Consider the following 19,721-nt stretch of genomic DNA (forward strand, 5'->3'; position numbering starts at 1 on the left):
TCTCGCCTCTATTTCTTACAATTGCTGAATTAAATTGTTTAAATCCAATGTCCAAGGCTCTTCAATAGAACCCCTGTAAAGTTGAAAAGTAACCTGTCTTGATTCCGTGCCTCTTGTATCTCTGTGGATATAAAGTTTAACCGTTATTGGGTAATATAGTTTTGTATCATAATCGTGGTCTGCAGGTAAATCAGATAGCCTTTTTACTAAATCAATTTCTTCTAAAAATTTCAGTTTATCCTTCATAAGGATTCTGTTTTTATCATCTAAAACGGAGGCAAGAATAAACCAGTCATGCTGATGGATCGATAAAACAGCTGCATCCACAATTTCAGCAGGTGAAAGTTTTTCTGTATGATCTATCCATTCTCCTGCAGCTTTTTTTATCATAATAGAATGCGCATGATCCATTTTTCGCGATTTATGTGTAATGCTGTCTTGAAAGTGAATACAGAAGTGTCCAGGGAAACCATTCTGTAAAGCCCCTTTTCCATGGGGCATTCCGTGCATAGAAGCAGCATATTTATGATCTTGGGATAGGATGAGAATGGCTCTGCGATCCCAACTCCAAGTTCCCCGGTAAATCTCTTTCATTATTTTGGTATCTTCATTTGTTAAAGGTTGGACATCTGCATGATAAGAGCCTGCTCTTCTTTGAACTTCAAAGGTCCTTCCAGTGTCCAAATCTAAAACGGTAAAGCTGCTATAACGAGGCAATGCAGTATTTGCTTCATTCCATGTAATAAGGTCTCCATAATGAATACCATATAGTTTTTTCATGTCTTTTGTTAATTGATGAACCACTTTTTCCGGCAGTTCCAAGATTGCCTTGTTTTCGTTTAAATCATATATGTTCATTTGATGATCAATCGCATATTTTTTTTCTTTTTCTATACTGATATATACATCTGTTGGAGGTACAGGATAGTTAACCTCTACCCATTTTCCTTTATTAATTGCTTTAAAAACAGTTTTAGGAACGGGCAATTCCGATATATACTCTGAATCTAATGAGGTTTGCGCATGATACCGGGCTGCCGATTCCTTTTCACCAAAGGCCGACACATTACCGGGTATGCCCATACTTAATAAGTAATAACTAATGACAGCAGCTATCAAAACAAAAGGATAAAACCTGTTCACTTTCATTCCTCCTTACAATTGAAACGACTACCTTTGTATTTTGTCAAAAACACAATTAAAGTATGTTGTATTTTTTTTCGTACACATTAATAATATAAATGCTGAAGGACAAGTTGGGTGATTGTAATGACAGGAGCTTTATTTTGGGGAGCGGTAGCTGGCGGTGCTTTGCTTCTTGGAGCTATAGTTGGGTTGTATGTACCGATACCACGAAAATTAACCGGATTTATCATGGCTTTTGGGACGGGAGTTCTTATTGGAGCTGCTTCGTTTGAACTTATGGGGAAAATGGAAGTGGAAACTGGATACAGTTATGTTGTTTTTGGGTTTCTGGTTGGTGCAGCCCTCTTCACCCTCTTAGAAATGGTGATCATTAAGAAGGGCGGTAAAGAACGCAAACGTTCAAAGGAAAAATCCGAAGGGCATTCTGGGATGGCTATTTTTATCGGTTCTATCATGGATTCGATTCCTGAATCCGTCATTATTGGAGTAAGCCTGATAAAATCCAATACGGTTAGCTGGGTAATTGTCTTGGCAATCTTTATCAGCAATATCCCTGAAGCATTGTCAAGTTCTGTAGGTCTTCGAAAAGACGGGTATTCTAAAAAGAAAATCTTGTTTCTTTGGACAATAGTGTTTATTTTGACCACTTTAAGCTCGGTTTTTGGCTTTGTCGTATTTAAAGAATTAAATGAAATTTACATATATTTAGTTAGTGGACTTGCTGCAGGTGGAATCATTGCAATGGTTGCTTCCACCATGATGCCAGAAGCATTTGAAGAAGGAGGCCCCATTGTCGGTCTTCTCTCAGCCCTAGGTCTCCTGTGCTCCTATATTCTCTCAAGCGGAATACTATAAAAAACCCCTCAACCTGATCAAATGGTTGAGGGTTAATATAGGCTATTGTTTTATCGCACGATCGAAAAATTCTTCCAAGGTTAGATCATGTTCATCCATATAAGCAGCGACCTCTTTGCCAACATAACGAAGATGCCACGGCTCGTACTGATAACCAGTAATCACTTCTCCATCTTGGGGATAGCGGATAATGAAACCATGCTCACTTGCATGCTCCTTAGCCCACAATCCCTCAGGTGTTTCACCAAACTCTTCAGTCAGGTCAAGTGCCGCAGACCGACTCGAAATATCCATCGCAAGTCCTGTTTGGTGTTCACTATGGCCTGGGATTGCGGAAACAGCATTAGTCTTTTCTTCTCCCCATTTTTTCAAATAAGTATTGTAAATCCCATACTGAGTTTCATAAGATCGATAACCAGACACAGCAAAAATCTCTATATTATCCGCTTCTGCTGCAGCGAAAAACTCTTCTAATGCACGTGCAGCTTCTTCTCTTAAGTATTTCTTTTCATAATCACCTTCAAAAGAAAATGGGACATCCGGAATAGTCAAGTCACTAGGAACGTAATCAGCTGGCAAAGACTGATTTTTGTTTACAAGCACTAACATGTTTTCTGTGTTTTCAATTACTTTTTCTTCATTCAAGACGGTAAAGAACGGCTCCTCTAATACATATTGATTCTCATTTGTTTCAGGAGGCGCTTCGGTTTCTGGACTTTCTTGCGGTGGTTCCTCTTCCTCCACAGCTTCTTCTTCAATCGGTGTCTCTTCTACAACCTCTTCTGTCTTATCATCGGTAAAGTACTCCCAGAACTTCCAATTGACATCATCCAATTGTTTGGAAGAACAACCTGTTAATAAGAGTAAAATTACTAGGACAGAGAAATGTTTCTTTTTCATAAAATAATCACCTTTTTACTATTCTAATATAATCATTTTGCATCTTTAAATCCGATAAACTAAAAGTTCCACTCCATGTGAAACATACTTAAACAGTTTACCATTAATCCATAACGCCGTAAAAAGATTTTACTGCCAATATAGAATATAAGTAAAAAGTCACTTCCCTAAATGATGCGATCATTCAGCATCTTTACACACCTTAATATATATTTGCCTATGACGAGGACCATCAAATTCACAGAAAAATATCCCCTGCCATGTACCGAGAACAAGTTGGCCATTATGGATGATGATTTGCTGGGAGTTCCCAAGTGTCATTGCCTTTAGGTGAGCCGCTGTATTTCCTTCCATATGCCGGTATTTAGGATGTTCCCATGGATATATTTCCTCCAGTCGCATCACAACGTCTTTTACTACATCTGGATCTGCATTTTCATTAATAGTGATCCCAGCAGTTGTATGTGGACAATAAACCAACACATGCCCCTCTTTTATCCCTGATTTTGAAACCAGACTCTCTACCTCAGCGCTGATATCTTGCCATTCATCCCTTTTGTGAGTTTGCAGATTTAATTTGTGTAACATAAAGTGTCATCCTTTCTGTAAAAAAAAGCCCTTGAGTGAATTAAATTCCCAAGGGCTTAACATGTATTATTTTTTAATTACAGCTTCCAATGCCACTTCCATCATGTCACTGAAGGTAGATTGGCGTTCTTCTGAAGTTGTTTCTTCTCCAGTAAGAATGTGATCGCTTACTGTTAATACAGACAGTGCATTTCGACCGTATTTAGCAGCTAAAGTGTAAAGCGCTGCGGATTCCATCTCGATCGCAAGAATTCCATACTTCGCCCATTTCTCAAGCTCGCCATTGTCATTATAGAACATGTCGGCAGTGAAGACATTTCCAACTTTCAGGTTAAGGCCTTTTTCCACGCCAACATCGTATGCTTTTTTAAGCAGGTCAAAGTTTGCAGTTGGAGCATAATCCACCCCACCGAAAGTCAAGCGATTCATCTGGGAATCAGTGGATGCACTCATTGCCAAGATTACGTCACGGACTTTTACATCCTTTTGGATGGCTCCGCAAGTACCTACTCGAATTAGGTTTTGCACATTATATTCATTCATCAATTCGTTGATATATATGGAAATGGAAGGTACTCCCATACCAGTACCCTGTACAGAGATTCGCTCACCCTTGTAAGTACCTGTAAAGCCTAGCATTCCTCTTACTTCATTGTAGCAGACAGCATCCTCAAGGAATGTTTCTGCTATATATTTTGCACGTAACGGATCTCCAGGTAGAAGAATCGTTTCCGCTATTTCACCTTGTTTTGCTCCAATATGTACACTCATAATGTTACCTCCTAATAGCTCTTGCCATTGTTACTTTACAACAATGACTACTATACCATATATTACCCATGTTTCAAAAGAATCTCTCCTTAAAAAAGCGCATTCTTTTACAGTTGCAGCAGAAAATAAAGGGGAAAGATATTCTCCTTTCAGGAAGGTGATCCGATTGAGAAAGAAGCTAAAGCAAGCTGTAGAACATGCTAATGAAACTAACACAACGAAAAAGAAAACTGCTGAGCCTAACACATCCAGACGAGATAAACAACAAAGCTAGAATGGCCACGCTTAACTAAAAAAGGAGCTGAGTTAAATGGGTAAGAAACACCGTAACAGAATTAATGGGCAAAAGAAGAACAACCATATTAGTCCTGAAGCCATTGAAGCGGAACATACCGCCCACAAAAAAGAGCATTCTCCTAAAGGTCGGAAAAACGGCCCCGGGAACCATATATAATAACAAAAGGGCAAATGGTCTTTAACCTTTGCCCTCTCCCTTTTTTATCGCACTGCCACCCGATTTATTTTCTTCCACCCACCAAACTCCAAGCGATAGTAGGTTATTCCTACCGTCCCCTCATCAATCATCAAGACATCCCCCGTCGCAATAAATCTTCCTTCGTAATCACGAGGGATGGAATCTGTTACATTGAATTTTTTATAGACCTTATCCACTATATCCTGATGACTGCTTCCTTCCATGGTTAAACGGAAAATGGGATTGTACCCTTTGGATTCCCCGTAATTAGGTGTTTGCATAATGGTGACATCAAATTCTCCTGTACCCATCTTCATCATTCTTTTAAGAGCCAACATCCTTTTCACCCCTCAACCATTTCTATATATACTTATTAGCAATAAGGGGTGTCGAATCCTTCATCAAATTATAAAAAGTTTTGTCGAATAGAAGAAATTTTTGCAAGAAAACAGTATTGCTCTCCTGTGTATCATGAAACGACCACCATTCTCATATGATATTCCGAGGTGATTGTATGTTTTGGAAGTGGTTTACAGGAACAGCAACAGTACCTAATCAAAAAACTTCGGAAAAATTATGGACTGCTTCAGATGAACACCAACTCAAAAAGGAATGGACAAATTCCCCTGGTAATCATTCACCTTCATTAAAGGAAAAAGAATTGGTGACGAAAATCCACATCAAGACTGCAAGCCTTAACCAAAACAATGTCACCCGAACTCAAGCCTACTTGGATTTTTATTTAAAACACCCTGAAGTACATTGGAGCTTTTTGGCTCATATGGTTTCAAGAAATGGTGGCTGGAATATGACAGATCTGAAAGCCAGTCACATATCTTCCTTGCTTTCCTTTGAGAAGGCCTCCATCTTATTTCGTTTTCTAGAAAAAGCCAACCACCTCATTTTTCAAGATGCTTACCCACAACTACTCCTGTATGAAGAAAGTAAAAAGGCTGGCAGACCTCTATTTTATCTACTCTCCGAATTTCACGTTTCACCTTTTATGAGTCCGATATGGACCCTTTTTTTGAATAATAACAGGAAGAATGAACTTCTTACCGTTTCGTTGATCATTAATGAACAGAATTTTATAGAGTCTAACCTCCTTCAGAATCCTTATTTTCAGCAGAAAGTATTATCCAGTTTAACCTATCAACTTCAGGAAAAGCTGGGTTTTACGTTGGTGCTGTTTCCTTACCAGAAGGGTTCAAATACTCTTTTGACTGGTCTTGGAGTACAACAATTTTCCAACCTTGGCACACGTATTGAGATTGGAAAAAAGCTATATGTTCTATTATTTAAGAATGAGGATGTCCTGCAAGGGGCTTTGAGTTTTAGCATTCAGAATACCCATACCGGTTCAAGGGAAGATTACCTTCCTGCCGTTTTTTCATCAACGTCTCCTTCCCGTAAAATATATAGTCCGACCATTAAAAGTGCTTGGGCGGATTTTAATCACCCATCTATTGTGCCTGTTGCTTGGTTCGAAGATATTCATGGTGTAATAAAGTTTTTTCATCTCCCTGCAACCATAGAGCCGGCTGATATGGAGAAAACACATCTATTTAATTTGATGAAGCTAACTGGAATTTCTGAGCTTCATGGGGTTTTTATAAAAAAGTAGTCCGGTGAAAATCACTGACCGTGTAAACGTAAAAAAGCTGTCCCCAAGGCAACGATCTCGCCTAAGGAACAGCAATGCTTGTATGATTTTTATTTTTATCGGTTCCTATTCTATCTCTTCATCAATAATGCATTTTTCCAATAAATAATCAAACATGATATCCGCCAACTCTTCTATCTCGCTTTCAGCTGGAACATACCCCCGCCTTACCAGCTCATTGTAAAAGAACTCGGCTATTTCTTCTGTGTCGATGACTACCTCGATTTCTTTCACAATATCACCCCTTTTTAAAGGTTTATGTACGTCTTTAAAGATATATGTCTTACTCTCTATATTAATCCATCAGGTTGGATAAATGCTATCTTTGTTTTTGAAAATTTCAAAAAAGTGCATATCAACGTTTGCGCGCGCATACATTGGGGACATAAGGACAAGCATTCATTTTAAGGAGGAGATTTATATGAAGAACTATTTAGGAAGCTTAGAAAGACTTGGAGAAGAGGAAGTCTTGTTGCCACTTTTAGATAAAATTTCGGACAAACTGGTTTTCGCTGCAGCAATTATCGGAGGTCCGTTTTTTATCTATTTGATCTTTCAATTCTCCAGACTATTTTTCTAGTTGACTATGTTTCTTGCCATCCATGTACTTTTTTAGGTTTTTCATGACTAGATTCATCACTTCCATGTATTCCTCATCTCCAAAGATATCATATAACACTTTATAGTCATTATAGACATCAAGAAGCCCATCAATTATCCTTTGATATTCTTTGTTATATTCTTCTTTTTTAAAATGTTTGTTTGATCCAGTCATCGGATTATACAACTCCAAGCTTGTATTTTCTTTATTGAACATATAGGACAATCCAAGTTTGTGGATAAGAATTTCAGCATGTTCGTGATGGACCACCATCGTCAATTCTTCTTCTCCGGCTTCCAACCATTCCCCGTCAGACAATCTTGTCAGTTCGTAAATGATGTCTTCCCATGAGTCTTCTTTATATCTCCATATTTCAGTGCGGAATCCGACTATTTTAAATAATTCTTTTCCATAACCTGCAACATGAACAATATCACCGATAAAGTACATATATTTAATATCTAGTCTTTCAGTTACCAGTACTTTTCCTTCGTATTCAGATACAAATGCGAGTGTTTCTTCTTGATAAAGCCCTTCACTTGAATTGACTTCATATACATACGAACCATCTATTTGCTTCATGTCCGTCACTTTACCGACAGTTCCATAGATGGTGATGACAACAATGTCGCCGATTTTATATTTTGGTTTGTTTGGTTTTTTGTTCTTCCCCATATAATTTCTCCCCATTTATCACTGTGGCTTTGATAGTAATGTATTATATGCAGCAAGATGCCAACTCGCCAAAGCGTTGAGGCAAAAAGTGGTTGTACCGATGTGTTAATAGGCGTCCGTCCCTATTAATTTCTTGCTCCATTAACATAGGAAATAATAATAACTTGTGTTGTTTGGCTAAAGCTGTTCCTTTCCGCAAATGGCTTCGCTTTCCGCGGGACGGTGCTTGAGCCTCCTCGCTGCGCTTCAGGGGTCTCAAGCTACCGTTACTCCCCCGCTGGAGTCTCCGCCATTTGCTCCAATACACAGCTAGAATTTACGTTAAGATATGTTAATGCTTTTTCAGATAACTCGATTAGATGTTTTATCCCTAAGTTGAATGAAGTCACTTTGTTGATTGTAGTGGAAGGCGAATGCCTGAGGAAGCTCACGGACCGCCCGCAGACAAGCGAAGCGCCTGGAACGGAAATCAACCGTATTTATACTTATCTATCTCAAAATAAAAATGCACCCTCATAGAAGGTGCATTTTAAATAGCTATTATACTTCCTCTTCGTATAGCTCCCAGGCTTTATCGAAGGTGGACATGCTCTCTAAGTATTGGCCGTTCATTTCCAAATAGCTGCTGATTTCATGGTAGTCGTGTGAGTTTTTAGGAAAACTATGATCGTCGTAAGCATGATTAGCAAATATACTAATGTCATCTTTTTTCAAAGCATGACGAAATTTCATTAAATAATGGTAAAACGACTTTCTCAAAATGCATCCACACCCATTTTTTTACCCTCATTCTACATCAGAATGAGGGTAAAGGACAACCATTAGCTTGAAAAGTCAAAGTAGTTTCGTTTTAACAGTCGCGGTTTGGCCATTAACTGCTTATAGCTTAGCTCTGCTTCTAATTCCTTTGTATTTATAAGAAACAATTGATCTTCAATTTCCTTCACAACCGAATCTTCTTGATATTCCATTCCGCAGTCTGTACAACTAACTGAAGGTGTTTCCGTTATGGTGACTGCTTTTGTCCCATCAGGAAGTTCCCAATAAACTGTACCGTCTGAAGCAATAACTTGTGAGCTTTCACACCAATTACATTTCATCAAGTGCCCTCCTAACTGGATTCACTCTTGTTTTCTTCTTCTCCAACAACATATTTCTTCTGTTGGGCCTGAAATTTCTTTTCTTTTAACTCATCCCGTTTGTCACGTTTATCTTTTAAAGAGGAATGTTCAGGGTTTGTTTCATAATTCTTGCGGCGATTCAAACGATTTAACCCTTCAGGTACTAGATTGAACTGGGAGTCGTTCATTAATGCGGCAATACCGATATTTGAACGCTTTTCTTCCATATTTGAATAAATCTCCCCAAAATACGCTTCCGCTCTTCCCGGTATATAATTTTCCGGTTCTGGATAAGTGGTGATGACCCCTTCAAAATTCCTCAGAACTACTTTATTCGCACTTTGGGAAATAATATAGTTTGGTTGAACGGCAATCTTACCTCCCCCACCAGGAGCATCCACTACAAAGGTAGGTACAGCATAACCACTGGTATGTCCACGTAACCCCTCGATAATTTCTAATCCTTTTGAAATTGGGGCCCTGAAATGTCCGATTCCTTCTGAAAGATCACATTGGTAAATGTAGTATGGTCTTACCCGTATTTTAACTAGGTCATGCATCAGTTTTTTCATGATAGGGACACTGTCATTGATGCCAGCTAAAATGACGGCTTGGTTCCCTACCGGTACTCCTGCATCTACGAGCATTTCACAAGCAAGCTTAGACTCTTCCGTTATTTCAATAGACGTATTAAAATGAGTATTTAACCAGACAGGGTGATACTTTTTTAATATATTGCAGAGATTTTCTGTGATTCTTTGGGGAAATACTACTGGTGCCCTCGTTCCTATCCTGATAATTTCAAGGTGTGGAATGGCACGAAGGTTTTTTAAGATGTATTCAAGTATTTGGTCATTGATCAGAAGTCCGTCCCCTCCGGATATTAAACAATCACGGATTTGGTCATTGGATGCAATGTAGGCAATAGCGGCATCCAATTGCTTCTTTGGCACTCCCATTCCGATTTGACCGGAGAACCTTCTACGTGTGCAGTATCTGCAATACATGGAGCATTGGTTTGTCACCAAAAACAGTACTCTATCCGGATAACGATGCGTCAAGCCTGTTACAGGGGAATCTTCATCCTCATGTAGAGGATCTTCGAGGTCATATTTGGTTTTGTAGATTTCTTTTGAGATTGGTACAGACTGCATCCTTATAGGACATCTTGAATCATCTGGATTCATCAAAGAAGCATAGTAAGGTGTTATATTTAAAGGAATGGTTTTAGTGGAGATTTTTACCCCTTCCTCTTCTTCCGGTGTTAAGTTAATGACTTTCTTTAAATCCTCAAGTGTCCGAATTGTATTGGTCAACTGCCAAATCCAGTCATTCCATTGGTCTTCGGTTACATCTTTCCAAAGCTCAAATTCACTCCAATGCCGTTTGGGCTTATATAGATCCATTTTCATCTCTATCTCCTCCCTGTTCTACATCATGCAATAACCATGCCAACTATGCTGATGCCCAGTTACTACTTATATATGTAGAATAGGGGGAACTTGTTATTAATCAGAGTGCCGAATATTCAGCACTCCCATCACTTTTAGGTTTCTCTTGCATTTTTGCAAGTTTATACTGAAGGGTCTGACGCGGTATATCCAATATTTTTGCCGCTTTCAATACATTACCCTCCGTTTGGTTCATGGCACTTTTAATCATCAATTCTTCAGTCTTCTGAAGTTCCATCCTCAATGAGCCTGTGTGTTGTCTTACTGACTTAATGGAATTGTTCAGTTTGGTTGGGAGATGTTTAGAAGATATGATTTCTTCTTTCGATTTTAATAGGACATACTCTATCGTATTAATTAATTCCCTAACATTTCCTGGCCACGGGTAGGATTGAAATATTTCTGTTATTGTCTTAGGTAACGGGTAGGCAATTCGGGATTGCAGTTTTTTTTCCAAAAGCAGACGTACGTCATGCTGTCGCTCTCTGAGAGGAGGAATATATATCGGACATGTATTTAATCGATAATACAAATCGGCTCTGAAGCATCCTTTTTCCACACAAATATCAGGAGGCTCGTTCATAGCGGTTATAACCCTTACATTGACTTTGATTGCACTCGTCCCGCCCACTCTCCTTATAAAACCATCTTCAAGGACACGGAGCAATTTTGACTGAAGTTCTAAAGGCATGGAATTCATTTCATCAAGAAACAACGTCCCTCCTGTTGCCAACTCAAATAATCCCTTCCGGTCAACCGATCCTGTGTAACTGCCTTTTTCCGTACCAAATAAAATACTTTCTAGCAAAGTACCTGGTATCGCTCCGCAATTCTGAGCAATAAAAGGTCCGCCATTTCTAGGAGATTGATAATGTATCCCTTGCGCAATGATTTCCTTGCCAGTCCCAGTCTCTCCCCAAATAACAACGGGTAATAACGAAGAGGCGAAAAGGATCGCATCTTGCAACATGTTTATACATTCCGGGTCATTGGTAATGAAATCATTTAAGCTGTAGCTTACATGAAAAGAGGAGACTTTTTTGATTCCATCTGATTTATGAATTTTAGCTTGCAAGTCCATTAGTTTATTAGAAAGCGTATTTATATGTCCATAATTTTTAGCAATTTCCACTGCCCCCATCACTGTGTTCCCATTCAGAATGGGAATAGTGGTATTAACCGTTTCAAGCAGTTGGCCTTTTTTATTTTCATAACGTTGATTTTCATGATAGATCGGTTTTTTTGTTTTCAATACCTTCAGCAGCGTACTGGTTTCATCCGTTAAGGAAGGGAAAACATGTAAGAGGTGTTTTCCCAATACTTCTTCCACTTTCATCCCATCATAGCCCGCTGCCACCTTATTATAATAGATGGTGATTCCATCCTTATCTACTGCGTGAATGGCCTCATCAATTCCATCTAAGATTGCCATAAGCATCTCTTTAGAAAGTGTGTGTGGTTGCATCATCTTCACCCGCCTAATTCTCGGCAGTTGGTGCCGAATTTTGGGCATACAATTGCGATAAATCTTTACTCCACACATTCATATCTTCTATTTTATCGAAAATAAAGCAGTTGTTTTTTAGCCGGCCTTTATACGTATAATCTAGATTTTGCAATACGGCGTTCATTCCAAAAGAGAGAGCCCGGGCAATGGAGTAACTGCAATAAATCTGCCTCTTCACTAATTCCTTTTCTAGTTCGCGAATCAAGACGTTCATATAACCTCCTTTTCGTTTCATCGGAGATGTCGCACAGTCAGTAATTTCTGCATTTTTATAGGATTCATTTATTTCAGCGGAAGCTGCCGCTATGATTTCCCCGTCTTCCTCCAAGAGCATAAAGATAGTATTAGTATTAATTTGTTCAATAATATAATCCGGGTCCTCTATTGGTACAGGATAAATGGGAAATACACTTTTATAAAAGGAGGATAAATCTTTAGCATCCCCTACCTCGGCCACACGCATTTTTAAGTTCGAATCAAGCAGCACTTCCTTTTGTTTCGTTTTTTGCCAAACTGAATCAAGAATAATATCTTCTTCCACCCATTTATCACTGTTATACCGATCAATCTTCATATATTTACATAAAAAATACCCTTCTCCTCCAAGGAAGTAGCCCGGAACGGATGCTTCGAATAAGAATCCTTTTTCTAATAGAGCTACTACATGGTCCTTTCTAGATTTTACAATGACTTTCTCTACAAAAGATTGCTTGCTCCATCCTTCTATGCATGTGATGATTTTCTCTATATTTCCTCTGAAGTCTTCTATTTTCAATCTTTTATTATAATAATCCTGATACGCGTCTAAATAAATCGTTTTATTCTTTACCAGTAAGGTTTTACCTGTTTTTGTACTCATTGTATCCCCCCTTCTAATTCAATTCGATATAGAACGGGAAATTCCCCCATTTTTTTTGAGAAAAAAAAGAACCTCCATTAAAAGAGATTCAGCATTTAGGTTTCATCGGAGATTTCACACCAGTCCATTAACAAATTGGCAAAAATCTCTGCTGCCTTCATCATTTCTTCAATTGAAATATACTCATTAGGATAATGTGCTACTTCCGTTGTTCCCGGACCGCATACAACAGTAGGGATACCTGAAAGTTGTGTAAATAATCCTCCATCCGTCCCCCATGGTGATGCTTCTAAAATAGGCTGCTTCTTTTCCACTTGTGTATATGCCTTTTCCAAACTCTTTATAAAAGGATGGTTTACCTCTACAGACCCTGGCACCCACTGTGCGCCAAACCACTCGAGTTCGACAGGATGACTTTTAAACCAGGAATCTGTTTCACTTAAGCTAGACATCCAAGATGCTAGTTCTTGTTTGACATCCACAAGTTTCTCTTCAGGCCCCACTCCTATTCTTCCCTCTAGCACTACCAAGTCCGGCACCGAGGATGGCCAATTTCCACCTTCCACTTTTCCTATATTAATTGGTAGGGGAATGGGAATCCCTTTATACAACGGATCTTTTACTCTTTCATTTCTTTTTGTTTCCAACTCTTGAATTTTCCCAATGACAAGGATGCTTTTTTCAAGGGCACTGACTCCCTCATATCTAGTACCTCCATGCGCTGCCCTACCCTTTACTTTTAGGCGGAACCACATGGACCCTTGTTGTTTAGGGAATATTTTCATGTTAGTGGGCTCAGGAATAAGTACGGCATCTGCGGAATACCCTCTTAGGATTGTCGCCAATGTACCCGCTCCTCCACTTTCCTCCTCTATCACACTTTGAAAAATAACATCCCCTTTAAGTTTTACTCCCATTGATTTTAATGCATTGATAGCAAGAAGTAAGGAGACGTTTCCTCCCTTCATATCTGTACTTCCCCGCCCGAATACTTTGCCATCTTGAACTTTACCTTCGTACGGGTCACACTCCCACTGCAATAAGTCACCTTCAGGTACTACATCAATATGTCCGTTTAGGATGATCGAACGTCCTCCACCGGTTCCCTTCCATATTGCTACTACATTAGGAGAATCATGAAAATTCTCTCTGGTAGAAACGAAATTATCGTGGGAACACATTTCCTTTATATCCGGTTCCCAAATATCAATTTCCATCCCTAGTTCCCGGCACGCTTCTATCACCACTGCCTGTGCGGAACTTTCTTGTCCCTGTATACTTCTTTCTTGAATAAGCTTCTGCAAGAGCTTGACAGCATTTCCCCTGTTTTTTTTCAACCAACCATTGAGCAGTTTCACTTTCATCTCATCCCCCCTTCTTCCAACACACCGTACGGAACCGTTATTAAAATGCAGGTGATAGTGTAAAGGATGCTTCTGTTTTTTCTTTCACCTGCCCCAAACTAACCCCCGGCATTAATTCACTAAGCACCAATCCTGCTTTAGAAACTTCAAAAACCGCTAAATCTGTAATAATTAAGTCCACACAATTTGGTGTCGTTACAGGCAAACTACATGTTTTAACAACCTTAGATTGTCCATATTTATCTGTATGGCTCATCAAAACAATCACTTTCTTCGCTTTTTGGGAGAGTTCCATCGCTCCCCCCATACCGGGCACCCTTTTTCCCGGAACTATCCAATTTGCCAGATCCCCCTGTTCAGATACTTGTAGCGATCCTAAAATGGTAATATCAAGCTTCCCTCTTCTGATCATTCCAAATGCCAGCGCACTATCACAATAAGATGCCCCTGGCTGAATGGACACTGGGAAACCTGCAGCATTGCATAGATTGGCATCCTCTTCTCCTGGAAACGGCGTAGACCCCATCCCTAAGACCCCGTTTTCAGCTTGAAAAAAGACATGGGTATCTTTTGGCAAGTGATTGGGAACTAATGAGGGAATTCCAATTCCTAAGTTTACGACCATGCCATTTTTTATTTCTTTCGCCGCCCTATTGGCAATCAAGTCCCGTACGTTTCCTCCCATACCCATGTCCAGTTCACCCCCTCACTTTGAATCATATAATCCACATACACTCCCGGCACGATGATTTCCTCTGGATCTAATTGTCCCAAAGGAACGATTTCCTCCACTTCCACGATGGTTTTTGTCCCTGCCATTGCTACAAGCGGATTGGTGTTTCTTGCACTTTTATCAAAAATAAGATTCCCATAAGGATCTGCTTTTTTTGCGTAGACAATGGATAAGTCTGAAGTAAGTGCTGTTTCAAGGAGATAGTCCTTTCCACCTGATGTAAGAATTTGTTTGTTTTTTGTTACAATATCGCTGTTTATCCCTACGTCAACGAGAATACCTCCTAATCCAACACCACCCGCTCTTATTCTTTCAGCCAATGTACCTTGAGGGCTGAACTCAACTTCCATCATATTGTCAGTCATCATCTTACCTGCAACGGGATTCGAGCCGATATGGGAAGCAATTAATTTTTTTACCTTTCCTGCACAGACCACTTTTCCTATACCAATCGTTGGAAACCCGGCGTCATTTCCGATAAGAGTTATGTTTTTTACACTTGAATCCAAAAGGGCATCAACCAGCTTCGGAGGTGTCCCCACTCCCCCAAAGCCTCCAAACATTAATGTCATGTCATCAAAAAATAAAGGACGAACCTTTTCTAGCTCCACAATTTTGTTAAAAATATTTTCCACTTTCTCCATCCCGGTCCACTCCTTACAATTCTGCTTGCAGCTCGTTTAGTGTCAGTTCTAGGATGGTAATCAGTTCATCTACTTCTTCTTTATTAATAGATAGAGGGGGTGCAATGATGACCGCATCTCCTCCCACGCCTTCCACCCCAGCTGCTGCTGGATAGATGAGCAAACCATTTTTCTGTGCGAGCTCCACCAGTCTTGGGGTAACCGCCTTTTCTTGTGAAAAAGGATACTTTGTCGCAAGGTCGGCTACTATTTCAACCCCAAGCAAAAGGCCTTTACCTCTAACATCGCCAATAAACGAATACGTTTGTTGGAGTTGATGCAATTTGTTTAAGAGATAATCCCCCATTTGCCGCCCATTCTTGACAAGATTTTCTGTTTCCATGTATTCCAAAACGGCTAAAGCAACAGCCGCTGATTGAGGATTGGCACTATAAGTATGCCCGCTCATAATCACCTTAGATCCCTTTAAGATGCTTCCCACTATCTTCTCGCTGACTAGTGTCGCTGCTATTGGCGTATAACCGGCACTCATACCTTTGCCGATACAGATGATATCAGGTGTCACATCCCAATGCTCCAAAGCAAACATTTTTCCAGTTCTTCCTATGCCAGTCATGACTTCATCTGCAATAAAATGAATGTTATGTTTTTTGCACACCTCTGAAATTTTTTGATAGTATCCATCGGGCGGAGATACTGCTCCTGCTGCCGCGCCGATAACCGGCTCTGCTACAAAGGCAGCAATATTTTCTTCCCCAATTTCCAATATGGCACGCTCCAGGTCCTCTGCACATTTTAAACCACATGAAGGGTATTCCAATTTGAATGGACAACGGTAACAATAAGGTGGTTCGACTACAGGGGATTTTTCCAATAAGGGCTCAAATCTTTTCCTTCGATCCGCATGTCCTGATAAGGATAGCGCTCCGATTGTAATACCGTGGTAGCTTTTCCAACGGGAAATAATCTGGTTTTTGTCAGGTTTCCCTACCTCTTGCCAATATTGAATCGATATTTTCATCGCCGTTTCTACAGCTTCTGTTCCGCTATTTACAAAAAATGACCAATTAACATCTCCCGGAGTCATCGTACTTAGTTTCGTTGCAAGCTTTTCAGCCGGTATGCTGCTAAATTGGGAACGGTAGACAAAAGATACTTTGCTTGCCTGGTCCGTCATCGCATCTATTACTGCTTGTACATGATGACCAATGCTTGCCGTAACAGCACCAGAGGAACCATCTAAGTATTTCTTTCCTGTGATGTCATATAAATACACTCCGTTACCGTGGCTAATCACAGGGTACTCTTTATCTAATAAAGGCTTAATAAGGTAGGATTGATCCATAAACGATTACTCCTTTCCACAATCGTCCTGTAACCGCTTACTAGCAATGGGAGTCCTCTTTAATCAAGAGACGAGTAGATTCTGGCAGTAGTTAAGCTAGCTTACTACCATTGTATGTTCAATAGAAAGAAATCTTTCGTTCAATTTATGGATAAATCAGCAGCCACTGAAAGATGGCGAATTACAAATAAAAAAGCATCACTCACAGTTCCCGAGTGATACTTCCTGAACTTATCTTATTTGCAATAGCAAGCTCCAACAATGATTAACAAAATGAATAGAACTACGATCAAAACGAATGTATTTCCGCATCCCTGTGCCGGCGCTACTTGAGATGGATAGCCGCATGGTCCACAAGTGTAGTAACAGTAATCGTGCATGGTCATCACTCCTGTTTAATATTTACACTGTTACTTTATGAACTAGGTGGCTGTCCTGTATGTGCATATGCCCATTTTTCAAAAATCTATTTATTTTCCTCCATTTTATCAATAATTTTGACCATGCTCTTCAATGTCTCTTCTATGTGCGTGTTATCCTCTGTAACTTGTTCGACTGTCGCGCTGATTTCCTCAAGGCCGGCAGTCGCCTCTTCCATCAAAGCTGCAAATTCACTCGTGTAAGAGTCTGTATTCGCAGTTTTTTCTTTTACTGTACTAGCAAAATCACGGAATTGTTGTGCATCAGTTAATAATGTTTTCACCGTTTCACTGATGTGCTGGAAGGAATGGTTGACCTGATTTGTTGCTTCAAGATTTTTGCCCATTTTTGCAATATTAAGCTGCAGTTGTTGCAATACCTCTTCTTTTGTTTGGTGAAGAGACGAGAGGTTCTCTGTAATTTCTTTTGTTGTTTCGCCAGTGGATGTGGCAAGCTTGCGGATCTCTTCTGCTACCACCGCAAAGCCTCTTCCGGCATCCCCTGCCCTAGCTGCTTCAATGGAAGCATTCAATGCCAGCAAGTTTGTCTGATCGGTAATATTTTTTATGTGTTGTGTTAATATATTTGTTTCGTCAATTTTTTCCGTAAGAACTTGGAATACGGCATCCATTTCCACAATATCTTGCGAAAAGCTTTTCATGTTTTCCTGAAGTTCAACTGCCATCAGTTTGCCTTGATCTGCTGTGGATTTTGTTATATTGGTTGTTTGATATAAACTATTTGATTTATCTACAACATTGTCCATCAAGGTTGATACATCATTCGTCTGTTCTGCTATGCCACCAATCTGGTCAGCTTGTTTTTGACTTCCCACGGATAACTCCTGTATGGTTAGTGACACTTCTTTTTGGGATTGAATACTTAAATTTAGGCGCTCATGTACTTTATTGACTTGTTCAATTAATGACATGGCATCCCGCTCAAAGGCTTCCTGCTTTATTTGACGCTCTTCATTTGCAGCTTGCATCGTGTCCACAATGCCTTCAAATTGAGCAAATAGTTTCTTGCCTATTTTCACTTGAACAAATGTAATGACTAACAACAAAAAGAATAACAAGACTATATTTCCCAACTGTCCGTCCGTCATCAGGTTGCCGTTTAGAAATGACCAAAGAGAGTAAGAAAATAAAATTAAACTCCCAATCCCTCCAACAATAAAGACATTTCTATTAAAGTAAACGGTTGCAAGCATCAACACAAAAAAAGGTAGAATAAATCCAGATAAAGACGCCCCACGGTTTACTAAAATGATAAAAAACACTAAAAATGTTACTCCTACTGTAAAGTAAGGAACTAAATAGTGGAACCAATTATTCCATCTAGTCAGTATTAATAAAACGACCCCTAAGCATAACGCAACAAATAAGGTCACGGTTATAAAGGTTGCCGCAGGTACGAAGAAATTCACTAGAAGTCCAGCACCATACGATATAAAAATCACAAAAAACATAAGCTTATTTTTGTTGATTAAATCTTGAAACTTTAAATCTTTTACACTTACCGCTGACATTGCAAAATCCCCCACTCCATCGTCCTTTGTTGCTGTTGTTTCTTTTCTTTTCTTTAATACATATTTATTCTTCAAGTCCTCTCTATTATCCTGCAATAATTCTGTTATTTTGTTGTATTTTGACAAAAAAAAACCAGGCAATAATTGCCCGGCATTTCTTCTTTAACTAGTTATTAATTCGTTTGTTAACTTCAATCGTTATGAACTCAGGCAAATAATTGGGAGTACATCCCTTTGATACCATTTCACCTTTGTAAAGACCCGTTTTCTCACCAAGTTTCATACACCGTGCTCGATACTATAGATCTTATTGGATTGGTGCGTTTCCAAAGTTTACTATTTTTAACATTGTAGCATATATCGTATGGAAGCTACCTAGGTTCAATCCCATTCCAAAATAGTTCCACTAATGCACGTGCCGTTTTTTCTGCTCCACCCAACTCCTCTATCAATGCTTTTTTATTGCGGATCATAGTAACGGTAGAAAAGGCATGTGCCAGCAACAAGGGGTTGGTTGTAGAAATTTCCTCATTATCAAGAGCCTGCTTGAAAATAGCTTCAAGTGCATCATTTACTCCACTTTCCGCTGTGCGAATGACATGTATATTGTCTTCAGAAAGAGAAGGGGAAGCCTCTTTTAGCAATGTTTCGAAGTCAACGTGAGGTCTATTTAGGTGATCTACTGTCACTTCGTATAATCTTTGTTTAAGCCCTTTGTGGCTCTCTAAAAGTTGCTCCGTATGTTTTCTAACTCGATTAAACATATTGGACACCGCCGTCGTAAATAACGTGGCTTTGTTATTAAAATAATAATAAACACTTGCTTTGGTGACTTGACTAGATTCTGCAACTTGCTCCATTGATACATTTTCATACCCATACGTCATAAATAGTTGTGACGCAGTATGTAAAATTTGATTTCTTGTATTAGGGCTATCCGTCAACTTAGGTCGACCGGGTCTTTTTTTATTCATAGAGTTGGACAAAACAAAATGCCTCCTTCCATACTAAATTAATCAGTTGATTAATTAACTGTCCTTGACTTTATATAAACAATTTATAGTTTAAATTT

Annotated in this window: 23 protein-coding genes and 1 pseudogene; 4 read left to right on the forward strand and 20 right to left on the reverse strand. The window is 39.4% G+C overall.

Annotated features, from left to right (window positions below):
• Nucleotides 1-15: 15 nt before the first annotated feature.
• Nucleotides 16-1,143: a hypothetical protein gene (locus tag LG307_RS11825; protein WP_404442027.1), complete on the reverse strand. Its 1,128-nt coding sequence runs from the start codon at nt 1,141-1,143 to the stop codon at nt 16-18.
• Nucleotides 1,144-1,269: 126 nt separating this feature from the next.
• Here LG307_RS11825 and LG307_RS11830 point away from each other — a divergent pair, with 126 nt between their 5' ends.
• Nucleotides 1,270-2,001 (forward strand): ZIP family metal transporter, encoded by a 732-nt coding sequence (locus LG307_RS11830; protein WP_404450442.1) that lies wholly within the window; start codon nt 1,270-1,272, stop codon nt 1,999-2,001.
• 42 nt (nt 2,002-2,043) lie between these two features.
• Here the strand turns inward: LG307_RS11830 and LG307_RS11835 are convergent, their stop codons facing one another.
• From LG307_RS11835 to deoD, 3 genes are all read right to left on the reverse strand, one after another.
• Nucleotides 2,044-2,901, reverse strand: a complete 858-nt coding sequence (locus LG307_RS11835) for a D-alanyl-D-alanine carboxypeptidase family protein (RefSeq protein ID WP_404442029.1) — start codon at nt 2,899-2,901, stop codon at nt 2,044-2,046.
• Nucleotides 2,902-3,081: 180 nt separating this feature from the next.
• Nucleotides 3,082-3,489: a secondary thiamine-phosphate synthase enzyme YjbQ gene (locus tag LG307_RS11840; protein ID WP_404442032.1), complete on the reverse strand. Its 408-nt coding sequence runs from the start codon at nt 3,487-3,489 to the stop codon at nt 3,082-3,084.
• 66 nt (nt 3,490-3,555) lie between these two features.
• The gene (gene deoD, locus LG307_RS11845) at nt 3,556-4,260 is read right to left on the reverse strand and encodes a purine-nucleoside phosphorylase (protein ID WP_224840559.1); all 705 of its coding nucleotides are present in this window, start codon (nt 4,258-4,260) and stop codon (nt 3,556-3,558) included.
• Nucleotides 4,261-4,570: 310 nt separating this feature from the next.
• Between deoD and LG307_RS11850 the strand changes: the two genes are divergently transcribed.
• Nucleotides 4,571-4,714, forward strand: coding sequence for a hypothetical protein (locus LG307_RS11850; RefSeq protein WP_207556242.1), 144 nt, complete (start codon nt 4,571-4,573; stop codon nt 4,712-4,714).
• Between the two features lie 44 nt (nt 4,715-4,758).
• Here LG307_RS11850 and LG307_RS11855 read toward each other — a convergent pair whose 3' ends face one another.
• Entirely contained in the window at nt 4,759-5,073 is a 315-nt protein-coding gene (locus LG307_RS11855) for a YodL domain-containing protein (RefSeq protein ID WP_404442037.1), read from the reverse strand.
• 176 nt (nt 5,074-5,249) lie between these two features.
• Here LG307_RS11855 and LG307_RS11860 point away from each other — a divergent pair, with 176 nt between their 5' ends.
• Nucleotides 5,250-6,359, forward strand: coding sequence for a DUF2515 family protein (locus LG307_RS11860; protein ID WP_404442040.1), 1,110 nt, complete (start codon nt 5,250-5,252; stop codon nt 6,357-6,359).
• A gap of 105 nt (nt 6,360-6,464) precedes the next feature.
• Here the strand turns inward: LG307_RS11860 and LG307_RS11865 are convergent, their stop codons facing one another.
• Nucleotides 6,465-6,632, reverse strand: coding sequence for a YozD family protein (locus LG307_RS11865; RefSeq protein ID WP_010193926.1), 168 nt, complete (start codon nt 6,630-6,632; stop codon nt 6,465-6,467).
• A 187-nt stretch (nt 6,633-6,819) separates the two neighbouring features.
• On the opposite strand from LG307_RS11865, the gene LG307_RS11870 reads away from it, so the two are divergent.
• The gene (locus tag LG307_RS11870) at nt 6,820-6,978 is read left to right on the forward strand and encodes a hypothetical protein (RefSeq protein WP_404442042.1); all 159 of its coding nucleotides are present in this window, start codon (nt 6,820-6,822) and stop codon (nt 6,976-6,978) included.
• Here LG307_RS11870 and LG307_RS11875 read toward each other — a convergent pair.
• From LG307_RS11875 to LG307_RS11940, 14 genes and pseudogenes are all read right to left on the reverse strand, one after another.
• Nucleotides 6,967-7,674: a hypothetical protein gene (locus LG307_RS11875; RefSeq protein ID WP_404442044.1), complete on the reverse strand. Its 708-nt coding sequence runs from the start codon at nt 7,672-7,674 to the stop codon at nt 6,967-6,969. The genes LG307_RS11870 and LG307_RS11875 overlap by 12 nt on opposite strands.
• A gap of 540 nt (nt 7,675-8,214) precedes the next feature.
• Nucleotides 8,215-8,433 (reverse strand): YozE family protein, encoded by a 219-nt coding sequence (locus LG307_RS11880; RefSeq protein WP_404442046.1) that lies wholly within the window; start codon nt 8,431-8,433, stop codon nt 8,215-8,217.
• Nucleotides 8,434-8,495: 62 nt separating this feature from the next.
• Nucleotides 8,496-8,774 (reverse strand): YokU family protein, encoded by a 279-nt coding sequence (locus LG307_RS11885; RefSeq protein ID WP_404442049.1) that lies wholly within the window; start codon nt 8,772-8,774, stop codon nt 8,496-8,498.
• 11 nt (nt 8,775-8,785) lie between these two features.
• A complete protein-coding gene (ablA, locus tag LG307_RS11890; RefSeq protein ID WP_404442051.1) occupies nt 8,786-10,207 on the reverse strand; it encodes a lysine 2,3-aminomutase in 1,422 nt (473 codons plus the stop codon).
• A 100-nt stretch (nt 10,208-10,307) separates the two neighbouring features.
• Complete coding sequence (locus tag LG307_RS11895) at nt 10,308-11,714, reverse strand: sigma-54 interaction domain-containing protein (RefSeq protein WP_404442054.1); 1,407 nt, start codon at nt 11,712-11,714, stop codon at nt 10,308-10,310.
• 10 nt (nt 11,715-11,724) lie between these two features.
• Nucleotides 11,725-12,612, reverse strand: coding sequence for a putative beta-lysine N-acetyltransferase (gene ablB, locus LG307_RS11900; RefSeq protein WP_404442057.1), 888 nt, complete (start codon nt 12,610-12,612; stop codon nt 11,725-11,727).
• A 95-nt stretch (nt 12,613-12,707) separates the two neighbouring features.
• Complete coding sequence (locus LG307_RS11905; RefSeq protein ID WP_404442060.1) at nt 12,708-13,976, reverse strand: peptidase; 1,269 nt, start codon at nt 13,974-13,976, stop codon at nt 12,708-12,710.
• 40 nt (nt 13,977-14,016) lie between these two features.
• Nucleotides 14,017-14,667: a 3-oxoacid CoA-transferase subunit B gene (locus tag LG307_RS11910; RefSeq protein ID WP_404442062.1), complete on the reverse strand. Its 651-nt coding sequence runs from the start codon at nt 14,665-14,667 to the stop codon at nt 14,017-14,019.
• Nucleotides 14,637-15,353: a CoA transferase subunit A gene (locus tag LG307_RS11915; RefSeq protein ID WP_404442065.1), complete on the reverse strand. Its 717-nt coding sequence runs from the start codon at nt 15,351-15,353 to the stop codon at nt 14,637-14,639. Before LG307_RS11915 ends, LG307_RS11910 begins: the two co-directional genes overlap by 31 nt.
• A 13-nt stretch (nt 15,354-15,366) precedes the next feature.
• Nucleotides 15,367-16,698: an aspartate aminotransferase family protein gene (locus LG307_RS11920; RefSeq protein ID WP_404442068.1), complete on the reverse strand. Its 1,332-nt coding sequence runs from the start codon at nt 16,696-16,698 to the stop codon at nt 15,367-15,369.
• A gap of 236 nt (nt 16,699-16,934) precedes the next feature.
• On the reverse strand, nt 16,935-17,078 hold the full coding sequence (locus tag LG307_RS11925) for a YjcZ family sporulation protein (protein ID WP_404442071.1): 144 nt from the start codon (nt 17,076-17,078) through the stop codon (nt 16,935-16,937).
• An 86-nt stretch (nt 17,079-17,164) separates the two neighbouring features.
• Nucleotides 17,165-18,724 carry a methyl-accepting chemotaxis protein gene (locus tag LG307_RS11930; RefSeq protein WP_404442073.1) on the reverse strand — a complete coding sequence of 520 codons (1,560 nt, stop codon included), beginning with the start codon at nt 18,722-18,724 and terminating at the stop codon, nt 17,165-17,167.
• Nucleotides 18,725-18,815: 91 nt separating this feature from the next.
• Nucleotides 18,816-18,944 (reverse strand): annotated as a pseudogene (locus tag LG307_RS11935) (DNA alkylation repair protein); the annotation flags it as partial.
• 76 nt (nt 18,945-19,020) lie between these two features.
• The gene (locus LG307_RS11940) at nt 19,021-19,635 is read right to left on the reverse strand and encodes a TetR/AcrR family transcriptional regulator (RefSeq protein WP_404442076.1); all 615 of its coding nucleotides are present in this window, start codon (nt 19,633-19,635) and stop codon (nt 19,021-19,023) included.
• Between the last annotated feature and the right edge of the window lie 86 nt (nt 19,636-19,721).

The organism is Sutcliffiella horikoshii, from assembly GCF_044809035.1.
Classification (GTDB): Bacteria; Bacillota; Bacilli; order Bacillales; family Bacillaceae_I; genus Sutcliffiella_A; species Sutcliffiella_A horikoshii_G.